The 12,186-nt window shown below is 70.0% G+C and carries 11 protein-coding genes, 1 pseudogene and 1 riboswitch; of the genes and pseudogenes, 1 reads left to right on the top strand and 11 read right to left on the bottom strand.

The window, feature by feature from the left end:
• The 11 genes and pseudogenes from ACIQ67_RS16545 to pth form a co-directional block, all read right to left on the bottom strand.
• A partial coding sequence (locus ACIQ67_RS16545; protein WP_397535475.1) for a cobyric acid synthase occupies window positions 1-740 on the bottom strand: 740 nt, incomplete at its 3' end.
• Entirely contained in the window at window positions 737-1,798 is a 1,062-nt protein-coding gene (locus tag ACIQ67_RS16540) for an aminotransferase class I/II-fold pyridoxal phosphate-dependent enzyme (protein ID WP_397535474.1), read from the bottom strand. The genes ACIQ67_RS16545 and ACIQ67_RS16540, both read right to left, overlap by 4 nt.
• Window positions 1,795-2,733: an adenosylcobinamide-phosphate synthase CbiB gene (gene cbiB / locus ACIQ67_RS16535; protein WP_397535473.1), complete on the bottom strand. Its 939-nt coding sequence runs from the start codon at window positions 2,731-2,733 to the stop codon at window positions 1,795-1,797. The genes ACIQ67_RS16540 and cbiB overlap by 4 nt, the downstream gene beginning before the upstream one ends.
• Entirely contained in the window at window positions 2,730-3,299 is a 570-nt protein-coding gene (gene cobO / locus ACIQ67_RS16530; RefSeq protein WP_397535472.1) for a cob(I)yrinic acid a,c-diamide adenosyltransferase, read from the bottom strand. Before cobO ends, cbiB begins: the two co-directional genes overlap by 4 nt.
• Window positions 3,274-4,592: pseudogene (locus ACIQ67_RS16525) on the bottom strand (cobyrinate a,c-diamide synthase). Before ACIQ67_RS16525 ends, cobO begins: the two are co-directional and overlap by 26 nt.
• An 8-nt stretch (window positions 4,593-4,600) precedes the next feature.
• Window positions 4,601-5,377: an ABC transporter ATP-binding protein gene (locus ACIQ67_RS16520; RefSeq protein ID WP_397535471.1), complete on the bottom strand. Its 777-nt coding sequence runs from the start codon at window positions 5,375-5,377 to the stop codon at window positions 4,601-4,603.
• Window positions 5,374-6,384: a FecCD family ABC transporter permease gene (locus ACIQ67_RS16515; RefSeq protein ID WP_397535470.1), complete on the bottom strand. Its 1,011-nt coding sequence runs from the start codon at window positions 6,382-6,384 to the stop codon at window positions 5,374-5,376. Before ACIQ67_RS16515 ends, ACIQ67_RS16520 begins: the two co-directional genes overlap by 4 nt.
• A complete protein-coding gene (locus tag ACIQ67_RS16510; protein WP_397535476.1) occupies window positions 6,384-7,304 on the bottom strand; it encodes an ABC transporter substrate-binding protein in 921 nt (306 codons plus the stop codon). The genes ACIQ67_RS16515 and ACIQ67_RS16510 overlap by 1 nt, the downstream gene beginning before the upstream one ends.
• Window positions 7,305-7,309: 5 nt before the next feature.
• Complete coding sequence (cobU, locus tag ACIQ67_RS16505; protein ID WP_397535469.1) at window positions 7,310-7,876, bottom strand: bifunctional adenosylcobinamide kinase/adenosylcobinamide-phosphate guanylyltransferase; 567 nt, start codon at window positions 7,874-7,876, stop codon at window positions 7,310-7,312.
• A 3-nt stretch (window positions 7,877-7,879) separates the two neighbouring features.
• On the bottom strand, window positions 7,880-9,745 hold the full coding sequence (locus ACIQ67_RS16500; RefSeq protein ID WP_397535468.1) for a TonB-dependent receptor plug domain-containing protein: 1,866 nt from the start codon (window positions 9,743-9,745) through the stop codon (window positions 7,880-7,882).
• Between the two features lie 135 nt (window positions 9,746-9,880).
• A riboswitch (cobalamin riboswitch) is annotated at window positions 9,881-10,126 on the bottom strand.
• A gap of 440 nt (window positions 10,127-10,566) precedes the next feature.
• Window positions 10,567-11,232 carry an aminoacyl-tRNA hydrolase gene (gene pth / locus ACIQ67_RS16495; protein WP_397535467.1) on the bottom strand — a complete coding sequence of 222 codons (666 nt, stop codon included), beginning with the start codon at window positions 11,230-11,232 and terminating at the stop codon, window positions 10,567-10,569.
• Between the two features lie 38 nt (window positions 11,233-11,270).
• Between pth and ACIQ67_RS16490 the strand changes: the two genes are divergently transcribed.
• The coding region (locus tag ACIQ67_RS16490) for a M20/M25/M40 family metallo-hydrolase (protein ID WP_397535466.1) at window positions 11,271-12,186 on the top strand (916 nt) is incomplete at its 3' end.

The following is a 12,186-nucleotide window of genomic DNA, read 5'->3' as shown; positions in this document are numbered from 1 at the left end:
CCGTCCTCCTCGGGCAGTCCGTGGCCGCGCCACATCGGCAGCACCGCCACTGTCGGCACACCGGTCAGCGCCTGCAACTGCTCGGGCCCGGGGGCCAGCAGCGCCGCGTCGCCGCGGAAGCGGTTCAGCACGAAGCCGCGGATCAACGCGCGTTCGTGCGCGGGCAGCAGCTGGTGGGTGCCGTAGAGATGGGCAAAAGCGCCACCGCGGTCGATGTCGCTCACCAGCAGGCAGGCGGCCTTGGCCTCCAGCGCGGTGCGCATATTGACGTAGTCGCTGGCGTGCAGATTGATCTCGGCCGGCGAGCCTGCGCCTTCGATCACGACCACATCGTTTTCGGCCATCAGCTCGTGCAAGGCGGCGCGCGCCGTCGGCCAGATGCGCTCGCTACGGCCGCGCCAGGGCATGGCGCCGAGTTCTTCGTTCACCTCGCCCAGCAGCACCACCTGGCTGCGCGTGTCGGCCTCCGGTTTGAGCAGCACCGGGTTCATGCGCACCTCGGGCACGCGGCGCGCGGCCAGGGCCTGGAAGTACTGGGCGCTGCCGATCTCGCCCATGCGGCCATCCAGGCCGGCCACCACCCGCGCGTTGTTGCTCATGTTCTGCGCTTTGAATGGCGCCACTTTGAGACCCTGGCGGGCATACCAGCGGCACAGCGCGGTGGCCAGCCAGCTCTTGCCGGCGCCGCTGGTGGTGCCCAGCACCATCACAGCGCGGGCTTGCTGAGGCTTGTTGTTCATGCGAGGTCCTTCGCCTTGGCTTGCAGCGCCTGCAGCAGCGCCTGTTGTGAGTCCGGAGGCTGCGCGGCGATGCGCCACCAGCCGGGGCGGCCCAAGGACGCGGCCTCACGCAGCTTGATGCCGCGGCTGCGCAGATCCATCGGCAGGCCGCCAGGCGGCCGGGCCAGCCAGAAGGGCGTGACGCTGGGCTGTTGGGTCCAGCCCAGCCGCGCCAGCTGCTGCTGCAGCGCGGCACTCCAGTCGCGCAGCTGGCGCCGGCTGCAGTCCAGCCACTCCAGCGTGCTGCTGTGATGCCAATGCTGCAGCAGCGCCTCGCCCTCTGCCGCCAGCACCCAGCTGGGTGCCAGCGACAGCAGGCGTGCCCACCAGGCATCCTCTGCCGGCGCCAGCAGGTAGGCGGCCCGCACGCCCGTCAGGCCCAGCGCCTTGTTGGGGCAATGCAGCTGCCAGCAGCCCGGCGGCAGCTCGGCCGCCCGGCCTTGCAGACGCAAGGGCTCGTAGGCGCGGTCTACAGCCAGCACCGCACCGCAACGGGCCGCTGCGCGGGCGATGCGCTGCAACTCCTCGCGCGACAGGCTGGCGCCGCTGGGGTTGCAGGGCTCGCAGATCCAGACCAGGGCCGGCTCGCGCAGGCCGTAGATCAGGGCGTCGCTGTCGGCATAGGGGCGCACAGCCAGGCCCAGGGCCTGCGCCGCCAGCGCGTAGTCGCCGAAGCCTGGGTTTGGCACCCAGACCTCGCGGCTGCCCTGCAGCAGCGCGGCCAGGCTGAGCCGGCGGATCGCCTCGGCGCCGCCGGAAGCCGGCAGCACGCGCGCTGGTGGCAGGTCATGCGCTGCGCCCAGGCGCTCACGCAGCGCGCGGTAGCTGGGGTCTGGATAACGTCTGCGGTCGGCGGCCAGCACGGCCTGCCAGAGGGCCGGCGGCGGGCCGAGCGGGTTGGCATTGGTGGAGAAATCGTGCGCGATGGCCGGCCCGCCGTCAGGCCCGCCATGCACCGGCAGCAGCAGCTGCGGGCGCTTGAGCGGCGCCGCGGTCAGCGGAGTTCCCGACACGCTCATACCCGCAAGCCCCAGGCCAGCAGGGCCGTGCAGGCGATGCCGGGCAGCATGGCTTGCGCGGCGCAGCGGCAGGCCAGGGCTACATCGCCGGGGCCGGGCTGCGCGCCGCTGCTGTTGAGCTGATAGACGCCGGGCTTGCCCAGCTTCAGATCCAGGCGCAGCGCCATGGCAGCCATCGGCCAGCCGCTGTTGGGCGAGGGCGTGCGGCGTGCCTCGCCGGCCAGGCGGGGCAGCAGTGCTGGCCGCGCCGCCAGGAGGGCCAGCGCGCTCAGGCGTGCCGGCAGCCAGGACAGCAGATCGTCGGCGCGCGCCGCGAACTTGCCGGCCCACTCGCGGTGGTCGCGGTAGCCCCACATGGCATCGGCGGTGTTGGCGAAGCGGTAGACGGCTGCGCCGGGCAGGCCGGCGATCGCAAACCAGAACAGCGGCGCGATGACCGAATCGTTGAGGTTCTCGGCCAGGGTCTCGATGGCAGCCTCGCGCACTTGCGTGGCATCCAGCGCCGCGGTGTCGCGGCTCACCAGGCGGGCCAGTTGCGCACGGCCTTCAGACAGCGAGCGCTGCAGTGCCGCCTCGACAGCGCGCACCTCGCCCACCAGCATGGCCCAGGCTAGCAGCGGCTTGAGCAGCAGGCCCAAGGCCAGTGCACAGGCAAGCAGGCCCGCGGCCGAGGCCCAGGGCTGCAGCGCCTGCATCAGCAGGATCTCCAGTGTGAGCGCCAGGGCCGCGCTGAGCAGCGCCCCCAGCAGCCAGACCAGCGCACCGCCGGCAAAGGCCTGGCCGGGCGGCATCAGGGCCAGCGGCGCGCCGAACAGGTCCAGAAAGCGGCCCATGCCTACCACCGGATGGGCCCAGACCGGTGGCTCACCGAACAGGCGGTCCACCGCCAGCGCAGCCAGCATGGCCAGCGGCAGCAGCAGAGGCAGCGTGCTCAATCCTCGATCCCGCGCTGCGCCGGCACGCCGGCCTTGAAGTGGTGCTTGACCATCGCCATCTCGGTGACGGTGTCGGCCAGCTCGATCAGCTCCTCGGGCGCGTTGCGGCCGGTCAGCACCACATGCACATGGGCCGGCCGCTCACGCAGCGCCTGCAGCACCGGCTCCAGCGGCAGCCAGCCATAGCGCAGCGGATACATGATCTCGTCCAGCACCACCAGGAAATGCTCGCCGGCGCGTATCGTGGCCTCGGCGCGCGCCCAGCCGTCGCGCGCCAGCTGCGCGCTGTGCTCCAGGTCCTTGCTCTTCCACGAGAAGCCGTCGCCCAGGCCTTCGATGGGCACGCCCAGCTGCTCGAACATGCGGTGCTCGCCGAAGCGGGCACTGGGTACCTTCATGAACTGGTAGATCTTCACCGCCTTGCCGCGGCCATGGGCGCGCAGCGCCAGGCCGAAGGCGGCGGTGCTCTTGCCCTTGCCGTCGCCGGTGTGGACCAGGATCAGGCCGCGGCGTTCGGCCGTGGGGATGATGCGTTCGCGCTCAGTGGGGGGCGGGATGATCTGCATGGGGCTGATGGCCGGCAAGGAAGGCCGCAATGGCCTCAGGGTTGGACGGGAAGTAGTGATGGACGTAGCTGGCGCGCAGCGAGCCATGGGCGTAAAGCGCCTCGGCGGCCTTGCCGCCATTGGGGTTGCTGGCCTGCGCGATGGGCTGTAGCGGCGTGTCGAGCCGCGAGTAGTGGAAGGTGTGGCCGCGCAGCTCGCCCTCGGGCCAGGCGAGTTTCTGCAGCCCAGCGCGGCCAGCTGGCGCTGCATCCGGGCGTGCCCTGGCATCAGGCCCGCCATCGCCTGCACGCAGCCCTCGACATCGCTGAGGCCCTGGACCAGGGCCAGCATGCCGCCGCACTCAGCCAGCAGCGGCTTGCTCGCCGCCAGATGGCTGGCCAGGTCAGCAAAGAAGTGCGGATTGGCGCCCAGGGCCTGTGCATGCAGCTCGGGATAGCCACCGGGCAGCCACAGCGCATCGCAGGCGGGCAAGGCCTCACCACGGATGGGTGAGAAGCTCAGCACTTCTGCGCCCATCGCGCGCAGGCAGTCCAGATTGGCCGGGTAGATGAAGGAGAAGGCGGCGTCCTGCGCCACCGCGATGCGGTGGCCCTTGAGCAGCGGCGGCAGGGCGGGCTCCGCCTCGATGTCGAAGCGCACCGGCTGGAAGGTGAAACCGCCCGAAGCCTGGCCCCAGGCCTGCGCCCAGCGGTCCAGCTGCGCGTCCAGCTCAGGCAGTTCAAGGGCCTGGACCAGGCCCAGATGCCGTTCCGGCAGGGTCAGGTCTTGCCGGCGCGGCAGCGCTGCCACCAGGGGCAGGTCTTCCGGCAGCCCTTCAGCCACCATGCGGGCATGGGCTTCGCTACCGACGCGGTTGGCCACCACGCCACACAGGCGGATGTCGCGGCGGTAGGTCTGCAGGCCGACGGCCAGCGCGGCAAAGGTCTGGGCCATGGCAGAGGCGTCGATCACGGCCAGCACCGGCAGCCCGAGGGCCGCGGCCAGGTCGGCGCTGCTGGGCTGGCCGTCGAACAAGCCCATCACGCCTTCGACCAGGATCAGGTCGGCGTTCTCTGCGGCTTCGGCCAGCAGCTGCTGGCAATGCGCCAGTCCGCCCATGAAGAGATCGAGCTGATAGACCGGCTGTCCGCTGGCGCGCTCCAGCACCATGGGGTCGAGGTAGTCGGGGCCGGTCTTGAAGACGCGCACCCGCTTGCCTTTGTTGCGCGCATGGCGCGCAATCGCCGCGGTGATGCTGGTCTTGCCGGCGCCGGAGCTTGGCGCGCTGACCATCAGGGCGGGGCAGCTTGGCATGCCGTCCTTCAAGCGTTGAGCGCCAGCCAGCGGTCCTGCACCTGCAGGATCAGCAGGCGCTGCTGGAAGACTTGCTGCAATGCCGCGTGCGTGGCCGGGTCGGACGGCGCGCCCTGGTGCACGATGCGGCCGGCGTCCATCACCACCAGGCGGTCTGCCTGCAAGGCGATGTTCAGCTCATGCAGCACGCTGACCACCGCGGCGCCGCAGCCGGCACGGCCGCGCACGATCTCCACCCAGTCGCTTTGATGCGGCGGGTCCAGATGGGCCAGCGGCTCGTCCATCAGCAGCAGCATCGACTGCACCGCCAGCGCACGCGCCAGCAGAACGCGCTGGCGCTCGCCGCCGGAAAGCCGGCCAAGCGGACGCTCGCGCCAGTCCCAGCACTGCGTCTGCTCCATGGCCTGGCGGGCCGCGGCATGGTCGGCTGCACTCGGCGGGGCCAGCCAGGCCTGGTGCGGCAGGCGGCCCAGCATCACCACCTCGTAGGCGCTGAGCTCGTCGGTGCTGCTCTCGTTCTGGCCCAGCCAGGCAATCTGGCGGGCGCGCTCGCGGTGGCTCCAGCTGGCCCAGGGGCGCTGCTGCAGCTGCAGCTCGCCATCGAAAGGCAGCAGGCCGGCCAGGGCGCGCAAGAGTGTGGATTTGCCGGCGCCGTTGGGGCCGACGATGGCCGTCCAGCCCGCCTGGTCCAGGCTCAGCTGCAAGCCCTGCAGCACCTCGCGGCCACCCAGGCGCAGCGACTGCAGGCGCAGTGACAAGGTTGGGAACGAGGGTCCGGTGCTCATAAGCCGATCCCCTGGCCCTGGCTGCGCTTGCGCATCAGCCACAGCAGATAGCTGCCGCCCAGCAGCGCGGTGATCACGCCGACCGGCAGTTCCTGCGGCGCGATCAGCCAGCGCGCCAGGATGTCCGAGGCCAGCAGCAGAGTGCCGCCCGCCAGAGGTGCCGCCAGCAGCAGCTGGCCATGCGCGGTGGGCGCCCAGCTGCGCACCAGATGCGGCGCGACCAGGCCGACAAACGCGATCAGACCGCACTGCGCCACTGCGGCGCCGGTGGCCAGCGTGAGGGCGGCAATCAGCAGCAGGCGGACCAGCGCCAGCCGCAGACCCAGCGAGCGCGCGGTGGCTTCGCCCAGGGTCAGCGCATCCAGTGTCTTGCTGCAGGCCAGCGCCAGGGCCAGTGTGGCCAGCAGCACCACGGCCATGATGGCCACCGCGTTCCAGCCCAGGAAACCGGTGCTGCCCAGCATGAAGGCCTGCATCGCGCGCAGCATGTCGGGGTTGGCCAAGGTCAGCAGGCTGGAGGCCGAACCCAGCACCACGCCGACGATCACGCCGGCCAGCAGCAGGCGCAGCGACTGCTCGACGCCGCGCGCCAGCAGCAGCGTCAGCAAGACGGCCAGCACCGCGCCGGCAAAGGCGGCGCCGGTCATTCCCAGGCGCAGCGCCAGCGCGGTAGCCGCGGGCGAGAAGCCGAGCGCGAACAGCAGCGCCGCCACGCCCAGCGAGGCGCCGGCCGAGCAGCCCAGCAGATAGGGGTCGGCCAGCGGATTGCGGAACAGGCCTTGCGCGATCGCGCCGGCCAGCGCCAGCAATGCACCGGCCAGCCAGGCGCCGATCGATCGCGGGGCGCGGATCTCCCACAGGATCTTGCGCATGGTTTCGTCCTGCGAGAACCAGGGCGAGAAGCCGGTGCTGCCGGTGGAGAGGCCCAGCAGGAGCAGCAGGGCGCTGAGCAGCAGCAGCACCAGCAGCAGCTGGCGGTTGCGCCGGCGGCGCAGAGCCGGGCTCATCAGCGCATGCCTCCGGGCGGCGCGGTGAATGCCACGCTGGGCCAGGTCACCGGGCCGGCCGCCGCGTCGCGCAGGCAGCGCGCCATCAGCGCCGCGGCCTCGGCCATGCGCGGGCCGGGGCGCACCAGCACATCCGATTCAGCCGGCAGCCAGACGCAGATCTTCTTGTCCTTGACCGCGCGCATGCCGCTCCAACCGGGGCGCTGCGGCAGGCCGGGCGCATTGCGCTGGCCGACCATGATCAGCTGCGGGTCAGCGCGCACGACGAACTCGGGATTGATCTTGGGGAAGGGCCCCAGCTCGGGCGGGATGATGTTGCGTGCACCCAGGCGCGCCAGCGTCTCGCCGATGAAGGAGCTGGTGCCGGCGGCATAGGGCGCGCTGTCCACCTCGTAATAGACGCTCATCCCGCGCGCCGCTGGCGGCAGGCTGGCGGCGGCGTGCTTGATGGCGCCATCGATGCGGTTCCAGACGCGGCGCGCTTCGTCGCCTCTGCCGAGCACCTGCGCCACTGTGCCCAGCACACGCTGCACGTCGGCATGGGTCTTGGGCTCCAGCGCGATCACCTTCAAGCCCAGCGCCTCCAGGCGCTCGGTCAGGCGCGATGAAATGCTCAACAGCACCAGATCCGGACGCAGCGCCAGGATCGCTTCGACGCTGGTGTCGTCCAGCCCGCCGACCTTGGGCAGTGCCAGTACGGCGGCTGGGTGGTTGGAGAAGCGGTCCACGCCGACCAGACGCGCGCACTCGCCGAGTTCGCAAACGGTCTCTGTCAGCGAAGGCAGCAGGCTGACGATGCGCTTGGGAACGGCGGGCAACGTGACGGCCTGGCCGCGGTCGTCCTTGAGCGTCACGGCCTGGGCGCCCGCGCTGTGCGCCAGTGCGGCAGCCAGCAGCACTAGCCCCAGGCGACGAAGCATTGCTCTCATCCTTTTTCCTCCACGGGCCGGCTCCAGGCCTGCCCAGCCACCATCAGGGTCAGCGTGGCGCAGCGGCGCGCAATCTGCTGATTGAGTCGCCCCAGATCGTCCACATAGGCACGCACCTCGCGCCCCATCGGCATCACGCCCCAGCCGACCTCGTTGGACACGAAGACCACCGACGAGGCCAGCTGCGGCAGCAGCGCGTCCAGCGCCGCGCATTCCTCAAGCCAGGCTTCGCGGCGCGCCGCGCCGTGCATGGGCATCAGCCAGTTGGCGAGCCACAGCGTCAGGCAGTCCACCACCAGCAGGCGCTGCGGCGCGGCCTGCGCGCGCAGTGCGGCGCACAGCTGCAGCGGCTCTTCCACCGTTTCCACGCCAGCCGGGCGCTCGGCGCGGTGGCGGGCAATTCGCTCGCGCATCTCCGCGTCATGCGCTTCGGCGGTGGCGATCAGCGTCACGCTGCGACCCGGCTGCTCGCGCAGCCAGGCCAGCGCCAGGCGCTCGGCCTGGCGCGACTTGCCGCTGCGCTGGCCGCCGACGACCAGCTGGTGGCGCGCCGCTGCCTGCATGGCTCAGTTCGCCGGTGTGAAACGCAGGCCGAGGAACAGCGTGCGCGGGGCCTGCTGGTAACTGTAGGCTGTCTGGTACTCGCGGTCGAAGGCGTTGTCCAGATTGGCCTGCAGGCGCAGCTGCGGGCTGAGGCGGTACTGCACATCGAAGTTGGCCAGCCCGTAGCCGCCCAGCTTGCGCGTGTTGGCGGCGTTGTCCCAGCGCTGTGCCGAGGCCTGCACCGCGGCGCCCAGCAGCCAGTTGCCCAGCGTGGTTTCGGCGCGCAGCGTGCCATGGCGCTCGGCGCGGCGGGCCAGCAGCAGGCCGGTGCTTGCGTCCTTGGGCGAGCTGAAGTCCAGCGTGCCGCTCAGGCGCACGATGCCCAGCTGCGCCGAGCCCGAAAGGCTCAGGCCTTTGAGCTCGGCACGGGCGACGTTTTGGTAGCAGCCGAAGCTGCTGTTGCAGCTGCCCGCCGCACCGAACACGATCAGATTGCTGATCTTGTTCAGGTAGGCAGTGGCACCGATCTCGTAACCGCCGCCGTCCCAGCGCAGGCCGAGCTCGCGGTTGCGGCCGCGCTCGGCTTCCAGTGCTGCAACCCCAGGCTTGCCGAGGTCGGGGCCGTAGATGCTGCCGCGCTGGTACAGCGTTGGCGCGCGGAAGGCGTTGCCCAGCGAGGCGTAGGCACGCAGCCCGTCCATCAGCTTGAAGCCGCCGGCCAGCGTGCCGGTGTTGACGCCGCCGAACTCGCTGTAGTCGTCGTGGCGTGCATGCGCCTGCAGATCGAAGCGCTGGCCCTGGTAGAGCCAGCCCAGCCCGGCGGCGTTCTGGCTGCGCTGATCGTTGCCGCCTGTGCGCAGGCCGGAATTGAGCAAGCGGTCTTCGCTGCGCTCGAGCTGGAAGTTCAGCTGCTGCGTCGGGCTCAGACGGTAGGAGCCCAGCAGCGCCACATTGCGCAGCGTGGTCTCGGTCAGATAGGGCGAGGGCGTGGTCTCGTAGCGGTCGCGTCCGTCGCCGACGCTCAGCTCGGTGCGCAGTGCGTCGCTCCACTGCGCGGCCCAGCTGGCGCGCAGCGCGCGGTTGTTCTGGATCGCGTGATCATCGACCGTCGGGCGCGACGACGAGCCGTCGTACTGTGCATCGGTGCGCGCGACCAGGGCCAGCAGTTCGACGCGGTGACCGCTGGCGACCGTGCTGCCCAGGCGCAAGGTGCTGCTGTAGTTGCTCCAGCCGTCGATATCGGGCACATAGGAGAAGGCGGACTGTGGGGTGGTGGCGTTGAAGCCCTTGCTCTCTTCGGCGGCCACCGTCAGCATGTAGTCGAACCGTGCATTGCCGCCGCTCAAGGCTGCATCGGCCTTGATGGAGGACAGGCTGCCGTAGGCGGCGCCAAGTTCCAGGCGGGGGGCGGCGCTCTTGCCATTCGACTTGCGGCTGATGATGTGCACGACGCCGGCGACGGCATCCGAGCCATAGACTGCGCTGGCTGGGCCCTTCAGCACCTCCACGCGTTCGACGTTGGCCAGCGGGATGGCCTGCCAGGAGGCGCCGCCAGTGGATTGCGAATCGATGCGCACGCCATCCAGCAGCACGACGGTGTGGCGGCTGTCGGCACCGCGCAGGAACAGCGAGGTGGTGCTGCCCGGGCCGCCGTTGCGGACCAGCTCGGCACAGCCGGCATTGCGTAGCAGGTCGGCCACCGAGCCGAAGGCCTGGCGCTCGATCTCGGCACGGCTGATCACCGTCAGGTCAGCCAGCACATCGCCCAGGCGCTGCGGCATGCGCGAGGCGGTGACGACGACCTGGTCGAGGCGATTGCCCGCAGTTTGTTGTGCCTGGGCCGGCAGGGCCAGCGCCAGCGGCGCCAGGGTAAAGACGGCGGCACGCATGAACGTGACGCGAACAGGGGCGCAGCGACGCGGTGCGCGTCGGAAACTTGCAGTCATGAGAGAAAGGACCCATCGATTTGTCCAGGCGCCAGCTTCCCCGCAGGCCCCTGTGAAACGACAGGTCGGCGCCAGAGCGCAGACCCATCACGTGTTGGCCGGTATCCGGGCTGGTGGACTTCATCCCTGCATCCTTCCCAGCGCTTGGCGAGCGCCAGTGGATCGATGTGCAGGGACTGGAAGCAAAAAACAAAGCCGCTTCGTCCACTTACCGTTGCGGGGACAGCTCAGGTTGGGATTGCCTCGATGAGGCGCACCTTCCTGATTCCCGTTTAACTGCACAGACGCAATGTCTGCACGAGCACCAACGGCTTGATTCTATTGCTGTTGCCGGCTGGGCTTGTCGTTTGCAGCCGACTTGGGCTTTTCGACACGCTTGACCTTGTTGGGCTTTGGCGGCTGGCTCTTGCCGTCCTTGGGCGCGCTTGCAGCGACGGGGGCTCGCTGCGATGCCCGCGGATGCCGACGGCCGGCGCGGCGTTGCGGCGCGCGGCGGCTTCATTCTTGAGCCGCTCTCGTTCCATGGCGTCGGCTTGCTTGCGCTCGCGTTGGGCGCGTTCACGGGCCTCACGCGCCTGGGCGGCGCTGGGCTGCTCGTACTTCAGGTCCTGCGCCGGCTTGCCGTCAGGGCAGGGGGGCGTCGCGCAGGTCGCGGCCGTCGGGGCCGCAGCGGTACAGCGGCGTGCTGCGGGTTTCTGTCTGCGCCAACGCCGTGCTGCCAAGCGCCATCAGGGTGATGACGCGGCCCGGGGAAAGCGCGGTTTTTATGTGCTGGTTTCCTTGTCGCTGTCAGCCGGCGCAGCGCCTTCGGGGACGGGGGGCTTGGGCGGCTTCGGTGGCTTGGGGCGTGGCGGCTTGGCATGGATCTTCATCATCGCCTTGTCCATCTCGCCTTTGAACAGCAGCTCTGCCGCGTCCAGCGACTTGGCGATGCAGTCCTCGATCGCCTGGCGCTCCGACAGCGGCGGCTTGCGCAGCACATAGGCTGCTACTTCGGCCTTGACGCCAGGATGGCCGATGCCAAGACGTAAACGCCAGAAGTTAGGCGAGCCGAGCTGGGCCTGCATGTCCTTCAGGCCGTTGTGGCCGCCGTTGCCGCCGCCCTGCTTGAACTTCATCTCGCCGGGCGCGAGGTCGAGCTCATCGTGCACGGCCAGAATCTCCTCGGGCGCGATCTTGAAGAAGCGCGCCAGCGCTGCCACCGACTTGCCCGACAGATTCATATAGGTCATCGGCTCCAGCAGCCAGATCGGGCCTGAAGCGCCCGGCGCGTTGTTGACGCGTGCCACCAGTCCGAAGTAGTTGCGCTCGACCTGCAGGCTGGTGCCGAGGCGGCGCGCCAGCGTGTCCACCCACCAGAAGCCGGCGTTGTGGCGCGTGTCTTCGTATTCAGTGCCGGGGTTGCCCAGGCCAACAATCAGTCGAATCATGATGGCGGCGATTATCGACGCTGCCTTAGGATCCGGCCATGGACACATCACTTGTCGAAACGAGCGATCTGGCGACCCTGCAGCGCACGCTGACGCGTCGCGTCGCCATTCCCACGGAGAGCCAGAACCGCGAGCGGGCGCCTGAGTTGAGGCGTTATCTCGACGAGGAGCTGCGCCCCGAGCTGGAGGCCATGGGGTTTGTCTGCGAGGACTGGGCCAATCCGGTGGACGGCGCGCCGCCCATGCTGTTTGCCGAACGCCATGAGGCCGCAGCCTTGCCGACCGTGCTGATGTACGGCCATGGCGATGTGGTGCCGGGCGACGACAGCAAGTGGCGCAAGGCCGCTTCGCCCTGGTCGCTGGAGGCCAAGGATGGTCGCTGGTACGGCCGCGGTGTGGCCGACAACAAGGGCCAGCACAGCGTGAATCTGCAGGCCCTGGGCCAGGTGCTCCAGTCACGCGGCCGGCTAGGCTTCAACGTCAAGTGGCTGTTCGAGATGGGCGAAGAGGTCGGCTCGCCCGGCCTCAAGAAGCAGTGCGAGTTGCGCGCGGCGCAGCTGGCGGCCGACGTCTTCATCGCCTCCGATGGCCCGCGCTTGAGCCAGCTTCAGCCCACGCTGTTCCTGGGCTCGCGCGGGGTGATGAACTTCGATCTGGAGCTGGAACTGCGCAACGGCGCCCATCACTCCGGCAACTGGGGCGGCTTGCTGGCCAATCCGGGCGTGCAGCTGGCGGCGGCCATCCACAGCATCGTGGACTCACGCGGCGTGATCCGCGTCGAGGCTTTGCGTCCACCGCCCGTGCCGGCTGCGGTGCGCGAGGCCCTTGCCGGCGTTCAACCGGGCGAGCCCGGTGGGCCGGCGATTGATGTCGACTGGGGCGAGCCGGGGCTGACGCCGGCTGAGCGGGTGTTCGGCTGGAACAGCATCGAGGTGCTGGCCTTCAAGTGCGGCA

This window comes from Roseateles sp. (genome assembly GCF_044373315.1).
Taxonomy (GTDB): Bacteria; Pseudomonadota; Gammaproteobacteria; order Burkholderiales; family Burkholderiaceae_C; genus JACDQM01.
Note: the sequence above shows the minus strand (reverse complement) of the source record. Positions and strands in the feature narration are given on the sequence as shown.

What these genes read in the sequence shown, in the direction of transcription:
- ACIQ67_RS16540 (WP_397535474.1), bottom strand. Translation starts at nt 1,798, where the DNA reads ATGAGCGTGTCGGGAACTCCGCTGACCGCGGCGCCGCTCAAGCGCCCG.
- cobO (WP_397535472.1), bottom strand. Translation starts at nt 3,299, where the DNA reads ATGCAGATCATCCCGCCCCCCACTGAGCGCGAACGCATCATCCCCACG.
- ACIQ67_RS16520 (WP_397535471.1), bottom strand. Translation starts at nt 5,377, where the DNA reads ATGAGCACCGGACCCTCGTTCCCAACCTTGTCACTGCGCCTGCAGTCG.
- ACIQ67_RS16515 (WP_397535470.1), bottom strand. Translation starts at nt 6,384, where the DNA reads ATGAGCCCGGCTCTGCGCCGCCGGCGCAACCGCCAGCTGCTGCTGGTG.
- ACIQ67_RS16510 (WP_397535476.1), bottom strand. Translation starts at nt 7,304, where the DNA reads ATGCTTCGTCGCCTGGGGCTAGTGCTGCTGGCTGCCGCACTGGCGCAC.
- cobU (WP_397535469.1), bottom strand. Translation starts at nt 7,876, where the DNA reads ATGCAGGCAGCGGCGCGCCACCAGCTGGTCGTCGGCGGCCAGCGCAGC.
- ACIQ67_RS16500 (WP_397535468.1), bottom strand. Translation starts at nt 9,745, where the DNA reads ATGCGTGCCGCCGTCTTTACCCTGGCGCCGCTGGCGCTGGCCCTGCCG.
- pth (WP_397535467.1), bottom strand. Translation starts at nt 11,232, where the DNA reads ATGATTCGACTGATTGTTGGCCTGGGCAACCCCGGCACTGAATACGAA.